An 18,745-nucleotide genomic window follows, 5' to 3' on the forward strand; every position below is an offset into this window, starting at 1 on the left:
GAGTTGATATGAACTGGATCCGCATTGCCTCTACCGACCAACTGACCGAAGACGACGAGGTGATCCCCGTCGCCGCCGGCGAAAAACAGCTTGCGCTGTATCGCATCGAAGGCGAGTTCCACGCCTCCGACAATGTCTGTACCCACGCCTACGCGCTGCTGTCCGACGGCTATCTGGAAGACGGCTGCATCGAATGTCCGCTGCACCAGGCCAAATTCGACATCCGCACCGGCCAGGCCATGTGCGCGCCCGCCACCACCGGCATCCGCATCTATCCGGTCAAGGTCGAAGGCCAGGACATCTATGCCAACCTGCAAGGCTGACCATGGCTGACGCAGATCCGATCCTCATCATCGGCGCCGGCCAGACCGGCGCGGTGGCGGCGGCCACGCTGCGCGGCCTGGGCCACGCTGGCCCCATCACGCTGATCGGCCAGGAAGCGCACGCGCCCTACGAGCGTCCGCCCCTGTCCAAGGACGTGCTGCAGAACCCCGGCGCGCACGGCCAGACCGCAGTCCACCCCCAAGACTTCTATGAACAGCAAGGCGTCACGCTGCTGACCGGCATCGAGGCCTTGCGGATCGACGCTGCCAAGCGCCTGGTCGAACTGGCCGACGGCCGCAGCCTCCCCTATAGCCGCTGCCTGCTCGCCACCGGCGGGCGCGCGCGCGAACTGCCCAGCCTGCCGCGCGGCACGCCGGGCGTGCATTACATCAGGACGCTGGACGATGCCGCGGCGCTGCGCGCCGGCCTTACGCCGCAGGCGCGCGTGGCCGTCATCGGCGGCGGCTTCCTGGGCCTGGAGGTGGCGTCCACCGCACGCGCCCTGGGCGCCGCAGTCACCGTGCTGGAAAGCGCGCCCCGCCTGCTGGAACGCGTGCTGCCCGCGGCCCTGTCGGATTGGCTGGCCGAACGCGTCCGCCACGCCGGCGTGGACCTGCGCCTGGATGCGCGCATCGTCCGCACCGACTGGCAGCCCCATGCGGATACCGCTGTGCGGCATCAGGCGCGCTTCAACATTGAATTGCAGGACGCCTCCTCCATCGAGGCCGACGTCGTGGTCGTGGCCATCGGCCTGGTGCCCGACGTGTCGCTGGCCGCGCAGGCCGGCCTGGCGCTGGACCCCGCCAATGGCGGCATCGCGGTGGACGCCGCCTGCCGCAGCAGCGACCCTTATCTATATGCGGCCGGCGATTGCGCCAGCCAGCACCGGCGCCACCTGAACATGGCGTTGCGGCTGGAATCCTGGCAGAACGCCAACGAACAGGCGCGCGCGGCCGCGGCCGGCATGCTGGACCAGCCCGCGCCGGCCGAGCCCTATCCGTGGTTCTGGACCGACCAATACGGCTGCAACGTGCAGATGCTGGGCCTGCCCCAGCCGGACCTTGTCTATGCCTGCCGCGGCGTGCCCCAAGCGCAGGCCGAGGCGCCCAAGTTCATCTGGCTTGGCCACCGCGACGGCGTGCCGGTGCATGCCATCGCCATCAACGCCGGCGGCGACCTGCGCCAGCTGCGCGTGCTGTTCGAACAAGGCATCGCCATCGATCCCGAGCGCTACGCCGACGAAACCGTGGCGCTCAAGCCGCTGGTGAAAGCCTGCCAGCAGAACGCCGCCGCGTCCTGAACCCCACCAATACCGCCCCCGCATCGACAGGAGCTTTTCATGTATCAATCGCAAACCGTCATCGGCCTTACGATGGCGTCCAAGGACACTGCCCTGGCCGACTGTTTCTGGCCGGAAGACGCGCTGCACTACATCCCGGACTGGGTCTACACCAGCCGCGCCGTCTACGACCAGGAAGTGGAGAAGATCTTTCACGGCAAGACCTGGAACTACGTGGCCCTGGAAGCCGAGCTGCCGAACGCGGGCGACTACAAGCGGTCCTACGTCGGGCCGACCCCGGTGGTGGTGTCGCGCGCCGAAGATGGCTCGGTCAATGTGTTCGAGAACCGCTGCGCCCACCGCGGCGCGGAGTTCTGCCGCCACAGCCAGGGCAACGCCAAGGAATTCGTCTGCCCCTACCACCAGTGGTCCTACGACCTCAAGGGCAATCTGCAGGGCATCCCCTTCAAGCGCGGCGTGAACCGCGAAGGCGGCATGCCCAAGGACTTCAAGAACGAAGACCACGGCCTGCGCAAGCTGCGCGTCACCACGCGCAACGGCGTCATCTTCGCGTCCTACAGCGATGAGGTCGAACCCATCGAGGAATACCTGACGCCGGAGATCCTGGCCGATTTCGATACCGTCTTCCCGGGCAAGAAGCTCAAGATCCACGGCTACTACCGCAACGAGCTGCCGTGCAACTGGAAGATGTACCACGAGAACCTGAAGGATCCTTACCACGCGACGCTGCTGCATTCGTTCCTGGTGGTGTTCGGGCTGCTGGTGGCGGGCAACAAGTCCGCCATGCTGGTCGACCCGGTGCATGGCCGCCACGGCACCATGGCCTCGGCCAAGAGCGAGGACAAATACGCCAACGTCAGCGAAGAGAACAAGAAGGAAATGCGCTCCTTCCACGATGGCCTGCACCTGCAGGACGACCGCTTCCTGGAGTTCGTCAAGGAATTCGATTCGCCCTGGTCGGTCACCATGCAGACCGTCTGGCCCAACCTGATCGTGCAACGTGAAATGAACACGCTGGGCGTGCGCCAGATCGTGCCCAACGGACCCGACAGCATGATCATGCAATGGACCATGTTCGGCTACGAGGACGACACGCCCGAGATGGAGCGCCACCGTCTGCGCCAGGGCAACCTGATGGGGCCGGCGGGCTTCCTCGGCCTGGAGGACAACGAAGCCATGAAGTTCGTGCAGGAAGGCGTGCGCCGCGCCAGCACCGACGTCAACGTGCTGAAGCTGGAATCCGGCAAGCAAGGCACCTCCAACACGCTGATCTCGGAAGCCGCGATCCGCTCCATGTACAGCTATTACCGCAGCGTGATGGGCTTCTGAGGCAGGAACCAGGAAACATGAGAACCCGATTCGAATACTCCCCCCGCAAGATCGATCCCGCGCGCGCCATCGCGCTGCGACTGGAGATCGAGGAATTCCACGCCGACTACTGCGCCGCCCTGGACGCGGGCCAGGTCGAGGCCTGGCCGGACTTCTTCACCGAGGACGGCCTGTACCGCGTCACCGCGCGCGAGAACGCCGAACTGGGCCTGCCCGTCGGCCTGGTGTACTCCGAAGGCCGCGCCATGATGCATGACCGCGCCGTGGCCATTTCACGCACCCAGATGTTCGCCCCGCGCTACATGCTGCATCTGGTCAGCAACACCCGCGTCATCAGCGAATCCGCCAACGGCGAGATCGAGTCCCAGGCCGCGTTCATGCTGATGCAGACGCTGGTGGAAGGCCCCACCACGCTGCACCTGGCCGGCACCTACTACGACCGCTACACGCGGCAGGACGGCATGCTCAAGCTGAAGGAACGGCAGGTGGTGTATGACACCACCATCCTGGCCAACGACCTGGTCTATCCCGTCTAGAACGCGGGAGACCAACACAAAAGGGTTGCGCCGGCGAGGCGCAACCCTTTTTTTTCCCGCACGCCGCGCCGGTTCAGGCCTGCGTGGCGCGCACGGCTTCGTCCCGCGTCAGCACGGTGGCGTACTTCTGCTGCATGTCGAAGAGGTTGGCGTCATGCGGGCCGATGGCGCGGTCGCCCACGCAATCCGACACCACCAGCGGCCGGAAGCCGTACTGCATGGCATCCACCACGCTGGCCCGCACGCAGCCGCTGGTGACCGCGCCCGCCACCAGCAGCGTCTGCACCCCGCGCTGCGACAGCCAGGCCGCCAGGCTGGTGCCGAAGAACGCCGAGGGCACCGTCTTGCGCACCACCAGCTCGCCGGCCGCGGGCGCAAGCAGCGGCACGATGGCGCTGTTGTGGTCCGCTTCCTTCAGCGTCAGCATGCCCGGCACCTTCAAGGTGAAGATGTTGTGGTCCGCGTCGTCATCGGCGAACACGATGCGGCTGTGCGCCACCGGCCAGCCCTGCTTGCGCGCATACGCCAACAGGCCCACGGTCTGTTCGATGGCCTGGGGGATATTGCCGCCGCCAAACACCGCCGGATCGGCAAAGCCGTTGACCAGGTCCACGATCAGCAGGCCGTAGGGCGCCTTGGGCGCCATCGCCGTGCCGAAGCCCTGGCGCGCGTAGGCCGAGATATCGTCATTCATGTAGGGAACTCCTAGTACGGTGATTGCGTGCTAAGCCTGGGGGCCGGCGCCGTCCAGCACCTTGCCCTGGCGCACCACGTCTTCCCCGTCCAGCCGCACCGTGCAGGCGCGCAGGGGGATGTCGATGTGGCAGGTGGTGGTCCGGTTGCCGCCCGCTTCGTTGTTGGGGCCCAGCGAGAACAGGAAGTTGCCCTCATAGGCCCGCGCGTCCATGCCTATGGTGGCTTCGCGGTCGTACAGGCCCAGCGTGGTCCAGTGCGCGCGCGGCTGCAGGCCCCAGCCTATGTGCGAAATCGCGTAGGCTTCCGGATCCTTGAACGAGGCCACGTACTCGCGCAGCAGTTCCGCATCCACGCCGCCGTCGATGCGCGTGGCGTAGCCGTTCTCTACGGTCAGCTCGATGGCCGAGCGCACGTAGAGCTTCTGCGGCAGCAGGATGTCGCCGACGTCGATCACGATCTTGCCGTTGGCGCCGCCTTCGTTCGGCCAGGTCAGCACGAAGCCGCTGGGCCAATGGTCCCAGCGCCCGGGTTCATCGACGAAGCCGTACTCGCTGATGGCCGGGAACTCGCCCAGCGGGCAGCGCAAGTCCGTACCCGCCTCCGATACCACGCTCATCTCGCGCGCCGCGCCGATGCGCGCGGCCGCCGCCTTGACCCGCGCGCGGTCGGCCTCGGTCGGCACCAGCCGCGCCAGCACTTCCGGCGGCTCCACCGCCAGCAGGATCTTGGTGCCGGTGGCCAGGATCTCGTGCTGTTCCGGGGAGAACAGCAGCGTCATCAGGTCCAGCACCAGGTCGCTTTCCTTCAGGGCCGCAATGGCGGCCTTGTTGCCGGTCAACGGCGTGGTGCCCAGGTAGGCCAGCGAGTCCCGGCTCAGCGCCCGCTCGCCATTGACGGGCGGCAGGTCCAGACGGTTCACGATGGCGCCCATGGCTTGCGTCGCGATCAGCGCCGTCGCCAGGGTTTGCGGATGGGTAGCCGCGCTGGTCAGCACCGTGACGGTCTGCCCCGCTTGCAGCTTGGACAGGGTCAATACCTGCTGCCAGGCCTTCACCATTTCGTAGTCGCTTATAGGCATGATGCCCTCCTTGCTTGACGGTCGCGCGCTTCAGCCGCGCGCCAGCGGCGCGCCCAGGAAATCGCCGAAGGCGGCATAGAAGCCTTCCTCGTTGTCCCACGGAATCATGTGGCCGGCGGCGGGCACGCGGTGATGTTGCGTGCCGGGAGCCAGGCGTTGGATCTCGGCCACGTCGGCGTCCAGCACCACGTCGCCCCGCTCCGCCGTGATCAGCAGGACCGGCACGTCCAGGAGCGGCAGGTCGGCGTGGATGTCATCGCTCTGGAAGGCCTCGAAGCTCTGGATGATGGCGCGCTCGTCGCAGGTGTGCAGCCATTCGGCGCGCAGCTGGCGCTGCTCCTCGGTCCAGGTCGGGCAGAACGCGCGCATGGCCTCGGCGTCCATGCCGTGGCGCGCCTGCGCCATGGAATCGACATACCAGGGCAGTTTGGCGGGATACGGCCGGCGGCCGGGACCGGACACCGGCGGGTCCACCAGGACCAGGCGGCTCAGTCCTGCCGGCTGGCCGCGCCCGGCGCGCACGCCGATGCGTCCGCCCATCGAATGGCCGACCACGCTGTAGCGCGCCAGGCCCAGCGCCTCTGCGAAGGCCAGCACGTCGGCGGCCTGCGCGTCCAGGCTGTAGTCCAGCGTGGCGCCGGCTGCGGACAGGCCGCGGCCGCGCACGTCCAGCACATAGGTGTCGAAAGCCGCGCCGAAGCGCTCGCCGACGAAACCCCAGGTGACCGCCGGGCTGGTGATGCCCGGCACGATGATGACTGGATCGCGCCCAGCGCCGCGTTCGCCGCCGTAGCGCAGGTAATGCTGGCGGATCCCATTGGCATGGACGTTGCCGCCATACAGGAAGTTGCTCATGTCAGTCTCCCGGGCTGGGCTCAGAGTTTGAACAGGCGTCGCGCGTTGCCGTTGCAGATCAGTTCGCGGGTCGCGTCGTCCATCGGCGTCTGCTCGATGAATTCCACGGCCAGCGCGGTCGATTCGTAGGGATAGTCCACCGAGAACATCACGGCCTCGCGGCCCATTTCGGCGATGGCGGCCATCAGCGTGGGAGGCGAACAGACCCCGGACGTGGTGATGAGGATGTTGCTGCCCAGGTATTCGGAAGGCGCGCGCGCCAGCTTGATGCCGTGCGAATAGACCGCGAAGCGGCTGTCGAAGCGCCAGCGCAGGAACGGCAGGCCTTCGCCCATGTGGCCAAGGATCAGCTTGACCGCGGGGAACCGGTCGAACACGCCGCCGAACAGCAGGCGCAACGCATGGGTGGCGGTTTCGACGCCCCAGCCCCAGCACGCGCCCACCAGCTCGGGGTGGCCCGAGTAGGCCTGCGGAATGACGTAGGGATCGGACGGGTGCAGGTAGACGGGCACGTCCAGCTCCTGCACCTTTTCCCAGAACGGGTCGTAGGCGCGGCCGTCGTAGTACACGCCATTGGTGTGGCCGTTGATCAGCGCGCCCTTGAAGCCCAGCTGCTTGACGCAGCGCTCCAGTTCGGCGGCGGCGACCAGCGGATCATGCATGGGCACGGTGGCGAAGGCGCCGTAGCGCGTCGGGTGGCGGGCCACCTGCTCGACCAGGAAGTCGTTGTTTTCCTTGGCGCGGCGCAGCGCGACGGCGGCGTCGGCTTCGGCCTGCACGCCCGGCCCGGTCTGCGACAGGATGACGTAGTCGATGCCGCCGCGGTCCATTTCGCCCAGCCGGACTTCGTCGAAATCCACCAGGCGCGCGGCCAGGTCGGCCAGCACGGCGGGATCGATGTGCTGCGCGAAGCTCTTCGAATAGTCCTTGAATCCGACCGCGGTGTAGTGCTCCTCAAACGCGATCTTGCGTACTTTGCTCATTCCCCTACTCCCAGTTTGATGGCGCGGACCCTGTCCTGCCACGGCGCGTCAGCATTGTTTATCAGTACACTGACTATTACATCGGAACAATCGGAATCGCGCGCAGCCGCTTTTCCATTGGGAAAAGTCCTGCGAGGGCTTCCAAATTTACGTCAGTATACTGACTTTATAGTCAGCGTACTGACAAATTAGGGAAATCCCGGAGCGCAAAAAAAGGCCGCCGCGGCGGCCTGGCCTACAGGCGGTGTTCAGCCGCCTTCGTCCAGGTCGGCAGGCGTGTCGACATCGCGCAACACCCCGGGATCTTCGGTGGGGACCCATTGCAGTCCGGGCTGTTTGAGCAGCCGCCGCGCGCCTTCGTCCCCGCTCAGCGCCGCCAGCTGCGGCAGCAATTCCGCGCGAAATCCCACTGGATGGCCGCGCTGCCCCTGGTACGCGGGCGCGGCCATCGGCGCATCGCGCAGCGCATCCAGCACGCTCTCCAGGCTTGCGCGGCGGATCCAGGGCATGTCGGCCAGCGCGACCAGCACCGCGGCAGGCGTGCCGGGCAGGCCCTGCAGATACTGCGCTGCCACGGCCAGGCTGGCCCCCATGCCCTCCTCCGCCCGGTCCGTCTCCAACACCACGCAGTCTTCCGCCCGCAACAATCCGGCCAGCGCGGCGCGGCCGGGCCGCACCACGGCGACGACCATGTCCACCGCCGCGCGCAGCGTCCGGGCGCTGGCTGCCGCCACGCACACGCCCTGCGGCAGCGGCGCCAGCAGCTTGTCGGCGCCCGGCCGCTGCGCGGCGTAGCGCGAGCCCTGCCCCGCCGCCAGCAGGATGCCGGCGCGCGCGGGGCCCGGGTAGGGATAGACACTAGAGACAGTCGCCATAATGATCAGTATAGTGAATATAAGCCGTGGCAGCGCCGCGGCCTTTCACTGTGAGAAGCCGATGAACGCTCTGGATCTGGACGTATTGCAACATGCGCGGGACTGGGTAGCCGCGGGCAGCCGCGTGCACCTGGTGACCGTGGTGCAGACCTGGGGCTCGGCCCCGCGCCAGGCGGGCGCCATGCTGGCCGTGCGCGAGGATGGCCGCATGGTCGGTTCGGTTTCCGGCGGCTGCATCGAAGACGACCTGATGCTGCGCGCCCGCGAAGGCACGCTCGCGGACGCCCCGGCGCGCCTGACCTACGGCGTCACCCGCGACGAGGCCGCACGCTTCGGCCTGCCTTGCGGCGGCACGCTGCGCCTGATCAGCGAACCGCTGCGCAACACCCAATGGCTGGACCTGGTGCTGCAAGCCATACGCGGCCATGGCCTGATCCAGCGCACGGTGGACCTGCAGGACGGCAGCAGCTCGGTGTCTCCCGCCGGCCCGGCCGACGGCCCGGATTTCGACGGCCGCATCTTCCGCAGCGTCTACGGTCCGCGCTGGCGGCTGCTCATCATCGGCGCCAACCAGACCGCGCAGGTGCTGGCCAACATCGCCGCCACGCTGGATTTCCACGTCACGGTCTGCGACCCGCGCGAGGAGTTCTACGGCGACTGGAATCTGTCCCAGGCAACCCTGCTCACCAGCATGCCCGACGACGCCGTGCTGGAAATCGGCACCGACGAACGCACCGCCATCGTGGCGGTCACCCACGATCCCAAGCTCGACGACATGGCCTTGCTGGAAGCGCTGAAATCGCGGGCCTTCTATGTGGGCGCGCTGGGTTCGCGCGCCAACCAGCAGAAGCGCCGCGAACGGCTGCGCTTGTTCGACCTGGACGACAGCCAGATCGCGCGCCTGCACGGCCCGGTGGGCCTGCGCATCGCCAGCAAGACGCCGGCCGAGATTGCGGTGGCGATCGCCGCCGAACTGATCTGGGTCCGCAATACGCTGGGCGACGGCGAGGCCGCCCGCAGCGCGCCCCAAACCAGCGCGCTGCCAGGCTGAAGCAGACAGGCCCCTGTCCTACATGGGCTTGAGCGTGGTGCGGCTGTACTGGTTATTGGCTTCCACCAGGGTGGAAAGCAGCTTCATGAAGATTTCCTGGTTGCGCGTGGACAGCGGCTCCAGCAGGCGCTGCTGGGCGCGGGCCATGCCCTCCTGCAAGATGCCCATGATGCGCAGGCCTTCCTGGGTGATGACGGCCTGGCGCGAGCGCTTGTCGTTGGGATTGATGCGCCGCTCCACCAGGCCGCGTTCCTGCAGGCGCTTGACCACATCCGCCGTGGTGGTGCGATCCAGGCCCAGCTCCATGCCGATGGCGGTCTGGTCCAGCCAGGGGCTGAGCGACAGCGCGGTCAGCACGCCATACTGCACCGGCGTCACGTTCTGCGTCTTGCACTCCTCGTAGAACATGGCGTAGTGGATCTGGTTCAGGCGCCGCACCAGATATCCAGGACGCGACCAAAGCACCTGCTTGGCCGGATCGAAGATCTTGGTGTCTGCCTTATGAGTTGCGACGCGCTTCTGGGACGTCGTTTTTTTCTGTACATCCGGCACGTTGAGGCAGCTCCAGTTTAGTTAGTGTACTGAGGATAATACCACCGCCTCCCGCCTGTCGAGCGGCACACTGCCGACGCTTGCGTGAAATCAAAACCGCACAGCGCGCAGCCGCGGAACCAGCCACCCGGCCTATCGCGCCTGCTGCGCCAGATATTCCTTCAACGTCTGCACCAACGCCGCCGCAGCGGGCGACAGGCTGCGGTTGCGCGCCGTGACCAGCCCGATCGAACGCTCGGCCACCGGTCCGATCAGGGGACGCTGCACGATGCCATTTTGCGCCACCGCCGCGGCAGCGATTTCGGGCAGCGCCGCGACGCCGAATCCGCATTCGACCATGGCGACGATGGTGGTCAGATGTTCGGCCTCGAAGGCAGGCGTAAAGCGTATCCGGTTCTGCAGGAAAGCCCATTCCGTGTACTGCCGCACGCTGCTGGGCTGCACCATGGACACGTGCGCCGCATCCGCCGTATCGGCCCAGCGCAGCGGCCCGCGGGCACGCGCCAGCGGATGGGCTTCGGGGATCAAAAGCAGGAAACTGTCGGACATCAGCGGCACGTAGTGCAGATCCCCGTGCTGCGGGTCGGCCGCGGTCAGGGCGAAGTCGACCTCGCCCGCGCGCACCAGGTCGAAAGCCGGGCCCGACAAGGTGTCCCGCACCTTCAGGGCGACCAGCGGATGGGCCTGGCGATAGGCCATGAGCACCCGCGGCAGCAGGCGGGCGGCAATCGAGGGCAAGGCCGCCACCGATACCTGGCCCTGTTCCGCATTGACGATGCCGCTGACCGCGGCGATGGCGTCGCGGAAGGCCGCTTGCAGGGCGGCAGCCTGCTGCATGAAGACCTCGCCCGCGGCGGTGAGGCGGACGGTGCGCGTGGTGCGGTCGAACAGGCGCACGCCCAGCGCGTCTTCGATACGCTGGATCTGCGTGGACAGGGCCGACTGCGACAGGTGCAGCTGCGCCGCCGCCTGGCGGAAGTTGAGCGTGCGGCCCAGCACCAGCGTGGTATCGATATCGCGCATCGAAAGATTGATCTGCATGCCGGGCGCGGCCTCTCTATTGATCTAAATACAAGATCATTCTATCCAAAAAATCTGATTCATCAATCAAAGCGGGTTCTCTACACTCGCCTGCAGCGTAGTTTCAGATGAAGGAGCAAACCATGCAGACGGACGCGATCGCGCTGCCCAATCCGGGCGCGGCGCATGCGGTGGTGGTGGGCGGCGGCACCATGGGAGCCGACGTGGCCGTGGTATTGACCCGCGCGGCCTGCCGCACGACGGTGATCGAATCGAATGCCGGGCGCGCGGCGGGCGTGCCCGCCCGCGTCGCGGAAAACCTCAAGACCATAGGCCGGGAGGCGAACGCCGCCTTGCTGTCCACCGCCGCCAGCCTGGACGAGGTGGACTGGTCCGGCGTGGACCTGGTCATCGAGTGCATCCCCGAACGCCTGGACATCAAGCAGGCGCTGTTCGCGGACCTGGCGCAACGCGCCCGGCCCGACGCCATCCTGGCCAGCAACAGTTCCAGCTTCCCGATCAGCGCCATCAGCCAGGGCCTGGATACCCGTGGCCGCATGCTGGGCCTGCACTTCTTCATGCCCGCGCATCTGGTGCCGCTGGTGGAAGTGGTGCTGGGCGAAGCCAGCGACAACGCCTGCGCCGACACGCTGATCGAATTCATGCGGCGCTGCGGCAGCGTGCCGGTGAAGGTGCGCCAGGACCTGCCGGGTTTCCTGGCCAACCGCCTGCAGCACGCGCTGTCGCGCGAAGCCTTCGACCTGATCGACCGCGGCATCGCCTCGCCGGAAGACGTGGACGCGGCGGTGCGTTTCGGCTTCGGTTTCCGCTTTCTGGCGGCCGGCCCCGTGATGCAGCGCGACCATGCCGGCATCGACGTGCATGCCGCGGCCGGCGCCACCATGTACCCCACGTTCTGCAACGCCAGCGAACCGGCGCGCTGCCTGACCGAACGCGCCCAGGATGGCCGCCACGGCATGAAGACGGGCGAGGGCTTCTACGCCTGGACGCCCGAAACCATCAGTGCCGAACGCGCGCGCTACGACCGCCTGTTGCGCGCGGGCCTGGACCTGATTGCCCCCGAACTGCCGGAGATCAAGCCGTGAGCAACACCCCCCTGCCCCGCGCCGCGCTGGCCGACTCGCCCGTCATCATCACCGTGGCGCCCAATGGCGCCTACAAGAAGGCCGCCGACCATCCGGCCGTGCCCCTTACCGCCGAGGCGCTGGCGCGCGAAGCGCGCGCCTGCCTGGACGCCGGCGCCGCCATGATGCACATGCACGTGCGCAAACCCGACGGCAGCCACCTGCTGGACGCCCAGGCCTACCGCGACGCCCTGGCCGCGGTGCACGGCGCCGTGGGCGACGAACTGCTGGTGCAGGTGACCAGCGAGGCCGCCGGCGTCTACAAGGCGGCAGAGCAGATCGCCCTGGTGCGCGAGCTGCAACCCGAGGCCGTGTCCATCGGACTGCGCGAGATCGCCGTGCCGGATATCCCGGAAAGCGAGCTTGCGGCTTTCCTGGCCTGGATCGCCGAACGCCGCATCATGACGCAGATCATCTTGTACGACGAAGGCGACGTGCGCCGCTGGCTGTCGCTGCGCGCGCGCGGCCTGGTGCCGCCGGGAGCGTGGTCGGTGCTGTTCGTGCTGGGCCGCTACAGCGCGGGCCAGACCTCTTCGGCCTATGACCTGCTGCCCTTCCTGTCCGCGTACGACCAGTCCCTGCCCTGGGCAGTCTGCGCCTTCGGCCCCGAGGAGAACGCCTGCGTCACCACCGCCGCCGCGTTCGGCGGCCACATGCGCGTGGGCTTCGAAAACAACTTGAAGCTGCGCGACGGCAGCACCGCGCCGGGCAATTCGGCGCTGGTGCTGCAGGCCGCGCAAGGCGCGCAGGCGCTGGGCCGCCCGCTGGCCACGGCCGCCGACGCGCGCCGCATCTATGGGGCGATCGGCTGACGCGGCCTGGGCGGCGCTACTGCGCCGCCCCTTCTATCGCCTGCGCAACGTTGATTGCCTGTTCCTCCGAGTTCATCGTCAGGTTCAGGATGCCCTCCTCCATGGGGCCTGCGATGCGCGGCACGCCCACCAGCCTGCCGTCTATGGTGAAGACCAGCCACTTTCCTGAGTACTGGCGGCCGATCTGCGCCAGCTTCTGCGCACCCGGCGGCGTGAACCGCAGGCTGACGAAAGGCTGTCCTTCCCGGGTCTTCATGGGCGTGGCGGCATTCAGATCCGCCCGGGTAAGCGCGGGCGCCAGCAGGAAGTAGTAGGTCTTGTCGGACATGCGCAGCTCGCGCAGATCGGCGCCCGGCCGGTCCTGGGCCAGGCGGAACTCGACCGCCGGCGTGGCAGTCCGCGCCTGCGCCGCGGTGTCTTGCGGCGCAGGCTGGATGGCAGGGCTCGCGGCATTCGCGCCCTTCTGAGGCGCCATGGGCTGGCAAGCCGCCAGCAATGCGCTCGATGCAATCAAAGCCGGAAGAATGATGCGACGTGTCATGGCTGTATACCTCTCATGAATCATTGAGGCCGCGCGGCAGGCCGCGAGCCTGCGTTCGTGCGGCATGTATTCACCATTGATATCCCACTCCCACGCTCGCGCCGTAGTCGCCGCGCGAACTGCTGCTGGCCAGGCCCTTCACCACCCATCTGCCGCTGTCGGACACCGTGGACAGCCCCATGGCGAAGCCGCTTTCCCCGCGCCACGTGCCGCCGCCCATGCTGAGCATGCTCCTGCCGGGCAGATAGGCCTGAGGCAGCGCCGACATCGCCATGGCGGAAGCGACGCCGGCGCTCAACCGGTTGTCCAGCCCTTGCACGTCCTTGCGCAAGCCCGCCACCTGGTTGCTCAAGCCGCTCGCGACTTCCCGCAACTGGTTCACGTTCACCGCATCGGTTCCGGCGGTGCCGCGGGCCACGTGCGTGATCTGGCGTTCGGCCCCGGCCGAGCCCACCGAAACCGTGTTGTCGCGGTCGGCGACAGACCCCGCGCCCAGCGCCACGGCATTGCTGCCCGACGCCTTGCTGCCGTTGCCCAACGCGGTGGTTCCCGCGCCGGTCGCCTGCGCGCCATTGCCGATCGCGGTGCTGTTCTTGCCCGAGGCCACCGCGCCTGCACCGCCCGCCGCCGAATTGCTGCCGCTGGCCTTGGGCGGCTTGGCCGCCTTTTCCTCCTGGCTGGTCTGGAACATGCCGGCGGCGCCATTGCTGATGCTCGTCACATCGCCTTCGACATTGGCCACGCGCTCATCCAGCGCGGTGAGCTGGTCGCCGACCTGGAGCACATTGCCTGCCACATCCTGCAAGCGCTTGTCGGTATAGTCGTTGGCCTGCTTGAGCGCGCCGTCCAGCTGCCGCAGATTCACGCCGTCCGTGGCCTCGCGGCCATCGGCCAGATTGCTGAGCGTGCGCTCCGCCCCCGACGAGCCCACGGATACCGTGCCGACCGACTTGTTTTGCGTGTCCGAATACTTGCCGGCGTAGTTCTCCGCGCCCCTGTCCGCCACGGCGCCCGCGCCCAGCGCGACATCGCCGTCCTTGCCCGCTGCCGCGCCATTGCCCAAGGCAACCGAGTCGCCGCCATTGGCCGCCGCACCCGGTCCCATTGCAATACTCCCGACGCCGTTGGCCTGCGAGTCCGGCAGCATCGCCGACGCCCCGCCATTGGCATGGAAGTATTTGATCCCAGCGCCTCCCTTGGTGAAGTTATCGACCGTATCGCCGATCGACTTGACGTACTGATTGGTCTCGAACAGCTGCGCGCCATTGACCGCCTCCGTGCTGTCCGCCGATAGCGCGCCCCGCGCCACGTTCCTCAGCACCGAAGCTGCGCCGCCGGGGTTCAAGGTCACCATGGCGTAGTTGGTGGTGCCGTCCGCATTGAGGTCATATTTCACCCCTCCCGCTTCGAGCCCGCTCACATTCGAGGCCAGCGCCTTCAACTGGCTGACGTTCACAGCGTCGGAATCCACAGTACCCGCAGCCACCCCGTTGATTTGCCGATACATACCGGTATCGGCGTCACCCACGGACAACGCGGCCAAGGTGCTGCGCGTCGCGTTCACGGCCGCGCCATTGGCGCCCAGGGGCACATACCCTGCTGCCCCGGCCACCGCCTTGGCGACCGATCTCGCGCCCAGCGCTACGCCACCGCCCGCGACGACCTGGCTGCCCGCGCCCAAGGCGACTCCCTGGGCCGCGTCAGCCAAGGCTTGCGTTCCCATCGCGATGCCATCCGCCGACGTCGTGCGCGCCTGCTGTCCCAGGGCGATGCCGCCGGGCGCGCCCTGATCCACCACAGCCCGATCCCCGATCCCCAGACCGCGGTCGCCATTGACCACCGCCTGCGGTCCGACCGCGATCGACTCAATCCCCACCGCCAGGGAATCGGAAGCCGCCGAGTTGACATGGAAGTACTGAGTCCCCGTGGTCGTCAAGGAGCCGATCGCGCCAGTCAGTTGGCGCAAGGTCACCGCATCATGCTCGTCTGTACCGTCCGCCACGTTGGTAATCTGACGGTACGCGCCATCGTGGCCCACGGATACCGCGCCAAGCAAGGTGAGATCCGCCGTGTTGAACGGCACCAGGGCGCCGCCGCTGCCGACCGCAAGACTGCCCGTGGTCGGCGTCAACGCCCGGGCGGACACGGAACCGGAACCCAGCGCCACGCTCCCGTCCTGGCTCGCCTGGGCCTCACGGCCCAGCACCAGCGCGTTGCCGGCAGAGGCCCGCGCGTTGTAGCCCAGCGCCGTGCTGCCCACGCCCTGCGCGTAGGCGTCATCTTCCGCCAGCCCCGATTCGTTGGTCCGCGCATAGCGTAAGCCCAGCCCGTTGTCGGCCTTGTTGGTCAGGTTGGGGTTCCCCGTCAAGTGTGTGTACGTGTCGCCCATGGTCGTCAAGGTATCGCCATGGTCGGTCAGCCTGTCGCCCATGCGCTGCACGTCCAGGTTCGTTTCGTGCAGTTGCGAACCATTCACCGCATCGGTGCTGGTGGCCGACAACGTTCCCCGCGCCACGTTGGTGAGTTTGGTACCCCCTGTCATGCCGCCGTCCGGGGACGCGGATCCCGCCAGGGTGACAAGGCTCTTGGGATCACCTGCAATGCCGTCATAGGTCACCGCCCGGTCGCCCAGGCTGCCGACATTCTCGGCCACGGACTTGAGCTGGCTTACGTTCACCGCATCCGTATCGGAAGCGCCCGCGGCCAAGTGAGTGAGGCGGCGCTCCGCGCCCGTCGAGCCTATGCTCACCTCGCCCACGGGCGCAGCGCCCGCCACCGCCGCCGTACCCGACCGGTACGCCGCCGCGCCCAGCGTCGCGCCGTTGGCGACCGCGTTCGCGCCCAACGCCACGCTGCCGGCATGGCTTGCCTGGGCGTCGCGCCCAATTGCCAGCGCATTGTCAGCCGTGGCCCGCGCGTTATAGCCCAGCGCCGTGCTGCCCGGGTTCTGCGCGTAGGCGTCGCCGGGCGTCAACCCGCGTTCGTTGGTCCGCGCATAGCGGATGCCCAGGCCGTTGGCGTCGGTATACGTCCCGCTCGTATCGCCGGTCAGGTTCGCCAACGAGCCGCCAAGGCTGGTGAGCGTATCGCCCAGGGTCGTCACGGTCCCCCCGATGGTCGTGACCGTGTCGCCGAGGTTCGTCACGGTGTCGCCTATTGTCGTCACCCTGTCGCCCACGCGCTGCACGTCCTGGTTTGTCTCATGCAGCTGCGAACCGTTCACCGCGTCGGTGCTGGTGGCCGACAGCGTCCCCCGCGCCAGGTTGGTGAGCTTGGTGCCGCCCGTCATGCCACCGTCCGTGGATACCGATCCCGCCAAGGTGATGAGGCTCTTGGGATCACCCGCGATGCCGTCATAGGTCACCGCCCGGTCGCCCAGGCTGCCGACATTCTCGGCCACGGACTTGAGCTGGCTTACGTTCACCGCGTCCGTGTCGGACGCGCCCGCAGCCAGGTGAGTGATGCGGCGCTCTGCGCCCGTCGAGCCTATGCTCACTTCGCCCACGGGCGCAGCACCCGCCACCGCCGCCGTACCTGACCGATACGCCGCCGCGCCCAGCGTTGCGCCGTTGGCGACCGCGTTCGCGCCCAACGCCACGCTGCCGGCATGGCTTGCCTGAGCTTCGCGCCCAATTGCCAGCGCATTGTCGGCCGTGGCTCGCGCGTTGTAGCCCAGCGCCGTACTACCGGGGTTCTGCGCGTAGGCGTCGCCGGGCGTCAACCCGCGTTCGTTGGTCCGCGCATAGCGGATGCCCAGGCCGTTGGCGTCCGTGTACGTCGCGCTCGTATCGCCGGTCAGGTTCGCCAGCGTGCCGCCAAGGCTGGTGAGCGTATCCCCCAAGGTCGTGACGGTGCCTCCGATGGTCGTGACCGTGTCGCCGAGGTTCGTCACCGTATCACCCAGGGTCGTCATCGTGTTACCCATCGTCGTCACGGTGTTACCCATGCTGGTCACCGTGTCGCCCATGGTCGTCACCCGGTCGCCCACGCGCTGCACGTCCTGGTTCGTCTCATGCAACTGCGCGCCGTTCACGGCATCGGTGCTGGTGGCCGATAACGCCCCCCGTGCGAGATTGGTCAGCCTGGTGCCGCCGGTCGCGCCGCCGTCCGTGGACGCGGAACCCGCCAATGTGATCAGGCTCTTGGGATCGCCCTCGTTGCCGTCATAGGTCACCGCCCGGTCGCCCAAGGCATTCACCGCCCGATTCGTGGCATGAAGCTGCGAGCCGTTGACGGCATCCGTGCTGAGAGCGCCGAGCCGCCCTGCCGCAACGTTCGTGATGGAGCGCTCCGCACCCGTGCTGCCCACACTGACCGTGCTGGCGGGCGTCGCCCCGGCGAACGAGTAGGATCGCCCCGCGATTGCGGCGCCGGACGTGCCGACGGCTGCCGAGGTGGCCGATCCCGCCCCCAGCGCGACGTCGTCCGAGTTGGTTGCGACCGAATCGAACCCCAACGCCATGCTGCGCGCGGCCAGCGCGTTGGCATCGTTGCCAACAGCCAATGCCGCGGCGCCCGCAGCCGCCGAGCTATTGCCCAGCGCGACGGCCCCGGCTCCGGTGGCCCGATTGGCATTGCCCAACACCACCGAGTTTTCACCGATCGCCGAACTACCGCGGCCGATGGCCACGGCCGAGAAATTCCCTGTGGCGCCATCCGCCACGCTGTCGATGCCGACGGCCACATCGCCATCGCGCCGTGCCTGCGCACGCGTGCCTATCGCAACGGAATCCGCCCCCATGGCACGCGACTCCCCTGCGATCGCGACGGCATTGAGACCCGAAGCCTGCGCCCCCGCCGCCACGGTATTGGAGGAGTTATTGCCGCCGATGGCGACGCTGCCGACCGCCGTGGCGCGCGCCCATTGGCCAAGAGCGGTCGAGCCCAGGGCGAGGGCTCCCGCCTGCATGCCTACGGCTGTGCTGCGGATTGCCGCCGTAGCCGCAAACCCCAGGGCGGTCGCGGCATTGCCCGTCGCCGTCGCTTGAAAACCCAGGACCTGCACGCCTACGAAATTGCCGCCATCCGCATCGCATCCAATCACGTTGGACCACAGGCCGGATCCATCGCGCGGACCCTTACCCGCAGGATAGGCTATGCCGTCAGGTCCCGTCCCTTTGGGAGAAGCGCAACCATTCGGGTTGTACGTTGCTGCATGAACTTGCGGACTCGTTCCCACCAGGCTGGCCAGTACCGCAAGTCCCGCTGCAATATCGAGCCTCATGTTCAGCTTCGGGCGCTTCCGAACGGATTGCCCGCCTGCCGCCCTGTCTTCGTCCGCACTGATCCAAACGTTCCTGAGTATCTTGTTCATGAATGGGTGCTCCAGTTCAAAAACTCTAGGGAACTTCTCGTCTTCGCAGCCATTCCCTGCGGCGCTGACGGCACCGTGAACACACTGCGGCGACTCACGCCACCCGGCTACGCAAGCGCTCTGGCCGAAGCCGGGCTCTCGCCAACTGCGCCACGCAAGCGGTCGATCTATTGATGGAGATGGAAAAGGAAATGCGCCGGGACTATCGCGGGACGCCTCGCTTGCCGGCGGAGGAGTCCCGCAGCGACTGCATCGGGTGATGCATTGAGACCAAGACTACGGCGCGCAATTGCAATCGCACATTGCACTCGGGCCTATGGGACGTATCGGCTTA

Annotated in this window: 16 protein-coding genes; 7 read left to right on the forward strand and 9 right to left on the reverse strand. The window is 67.5% G+C overall.

Features of this window, described 5'->3' with window-relative positions; translation table 11 throughout:
* The first annotated feature begins 8 nt into the window (after window positions 1-8).
* Genes IAG39_RS19545 through IAG39_RS19560 form a run of 4 tightly spaced genes read left to right on the forward strand, consistent with a single transcriptional unit; the run spans window position 9 to window position 3,489 of the window.
* Entirely contained in the window at window positions 9-323 is a 315-nt protein-coding gene (locus IAG39_RS19545) for a non-heme iron oxygenase ferredoxin subunit (protein WP_054459045.1), read from the forward strand.
* Between the two features lie 2 nt (window positions 324-325).
* Window positions 326-1,624: an NAD(P)/FAD-dependent oxidoreductase gene (locus tag IAG39_RS19550; protein ID WP_118933893.1), complete on the forward strand. Its 1,299-nt coding sequence runs from the start codon at window positions 326-328 to the stop codon at window positions 1,622-1,624.
* Between the two features lie 39 nt (window positions 1,625-1,663).
* Window positions 1,664-2,953 (forward strand): aromatic ring-hydroxylating dioxygenase subunit alpha, encoded by a 1,290-nt coding sequence (locus IAG39_RS19555; RefSeq protein WP_118933894.1) that lies wholly within the window; start codon window positions 1,664-1,666, stop codon window positions 2,951-2,953.
* 17 nt (window positions 2,954-2,970) lie between these two features.
* Complete coding sequence (locus IAG39_RS19560) at window positions 2,971-3,489, forward strand: aromatic-ring-hydroxylating dioxygenase subunit beta (protein WP_118933895.1); 519 nt, start codon at window positions 2,971-2,973, stop codon at window positions 3,487-3,489.
* 73 nt (window positions 3,490-3,562) lie between these two features.
* On the opposite strand, the gene IAG39_RS19565 is transcribed toward IAG39_RS19560, so the two are convergent.
* The 5 genes from IAG39_RS19565 to IAG39_RS19585 form a co-directional block, all read right to left on the reverse strand.
* Window positions 3,563-4,183, reverse strand: a complete 621-nt coding sequence (locus tag IAG39_RS19565; protein ID WP_118933896.1) for an N-carbamoylsarcosine amidohydrolase — start codon at window positions 4,181-4,183, stop codon at window positions 3,563-3,565.
* 30 nt (window positions 4,184-4,213) lie between these two features.
* Complete coding sequence (locus IAG39_RS19570; protein ID WP_059378448.1) at window positions 4,214-5,263, reverse strand: hypothetical protein; 1,050 nt, start codon at window positions 5,261-5,263, stop codon at window positions 4,214-4,216.
* A 30-nt stretch (window positions 5,264-5,293) separates the two neighbouring features.
* Window positions 5,294-6,118, reverse strand: coding sequence for an alpha/beta fold hydrolase (locus IAG39_RS19575; RefSeq protein WP_118933897.1), 825 nt, complete (start codon window positions 6,116-6,118; stop codon window positions 5,294-5,296).
* A 20-nt stretch (window positions 6,119-6,138) separates the two neighbouring features.
* On the reverse strand, window positions 6,139-7,101 hold the full coding sequence (locus IAG39_RS19580) for an amidohydrolase family protein (protein ID WP_059378445.1): 963 nt from the start codon (window positions 7,099-7,101) through the stop codon (window positions 6,139-6,141).
* A gap of 248 nt (window positions 7,102-7,349) precedes the next feature.
* Window positions 7,350-7,976, reverse strand: a complete 627-nt coding sequence (locus IAG39_RS19585) for an NTP transferase domain-containing protein (RefSeq protein WP_187774054.1) — start codon at window positions 7,974-7,976, stop codon at window positions 7,350-7,352.
* Window positions 7,977-8,037: 61 nt separating this feature from the next.
* Between IAG39_RS19585 and IAG39_RS19590 the strand changes: the two genes are divergently transcribed.
* A complete protein-coding gene (locus IAG39_RS19590; protein WP_118933955.1) occupies window positions 8,038-9,027 on the forward strand; it encodes an XdhC family protein in 990 nt (329 codons plus the stop codon).
* Between the two features lie 18 nt (window positions 9,028-9,045).
* Here the strand turns inward: IAG39_RS19590 and IAG39_RS19595 are convergent, their stop codons facing one another.
* Together IAG39_RS19595 and IAG39_RS19600 are read right to left on the reverse strand one after the other, a co-directional pair.
* Entirely contained in the window at window positions 9,046-9,513 is a 468-nt protein-coding gene (locus tag IAG39_RS19595; protein WP_370127811.1) for a MarR family winged helix-turn-helix transcriptional regulator, read from the reverse strand.
* Window positions 9,514-9,711: 198 nt separating this feature from the next.
* A complete protein-coding gene (locus IAG39_RS19600) occupies window positions 9,712-10,620 on the reverse strand; it encodes a LysR family transcriptional regulator (protein WP_059378440.1) in 909 nt (302 codons plus the stop codon).
* Between the two features lie 122 nt (window positions 10,621-10,742).
* Between IAG39_RS19600 and IAG39_RS19605 the strand changes: the two genes are divergently transcribed.
* Both IAG39_RS19605 and IAG39_RS19610 read left to right on the forward strand, forming a co-directional pair.
* Window positions 10,743-11,705: a 3-hydroxyacyl-CoA dehydrogenase family protein gene (locus tag IAG39_RS19605; RefSeq protein WP_118933978.1), complete on the forward strand. Its 963-nt coding sequence runs from the start codon at window positions 10,743-10,745 to the stop codon at window positions 11,703-11,705.
* On the forward strand, window positions 11,702-12,556 hold the full coding sequence (locus IAG39_RS19610) for a 3-keto-5-aminohexanoate cleavage protein (protein ID WP_118933956.1): 855 nt from the start codon (window positions 11,702-11,704) through the stop codon (window positions 12,554-12,556). Before IAG39_RS19605 ends, IAG39_RS19610 begins: the two co-directional genes overlap by 4 nt.
* 16 nt (window positions 12,557-12,572) lie before the next feature.
* Here the strand turns inward: IAG39_RS19610 and IAG39_RS19615 are convergent, their stop codons facing one another.
* Window positions 12,573-13,097, reverse strand: a complete 525-nt coding sequence (locus IAG39_RS19615) for a SecDF P1 head subdomain-containing protein (protein WP_124260391.1) — start codon at window positions 13,095-13,097, stop codon at window positions 12,573-12,575.
* Window positions 13,098-13,167: 70 nt separating this feature from the next.
* Window positions 13,168-18,006: a YadA-like family protein gene (locus IAG39_RS19620; protein WP_205736614.1), complete on the reverse strand. Its 4,839-nt coding sequence runs from the start codon at window positions 18,004-18,006 to the stop codon at window positions 13,168-13,170.
* Between the last annotated feature and the right edge of the window lie 739 nt (window positions 18,007-18,745).

Origin of the sequence: Achromobacter xylosoxidans (assembly GCF_014490035.1) — a bacterium.
In the GTDB taxonomy this organism is placed as follows: Bacteria; Pseudomonadota; Gammaproteobacteria; order Burkholderiales; family Burkholderiaceae_B; genus Achromobacter; species Achromobacter bronchisepticus_A.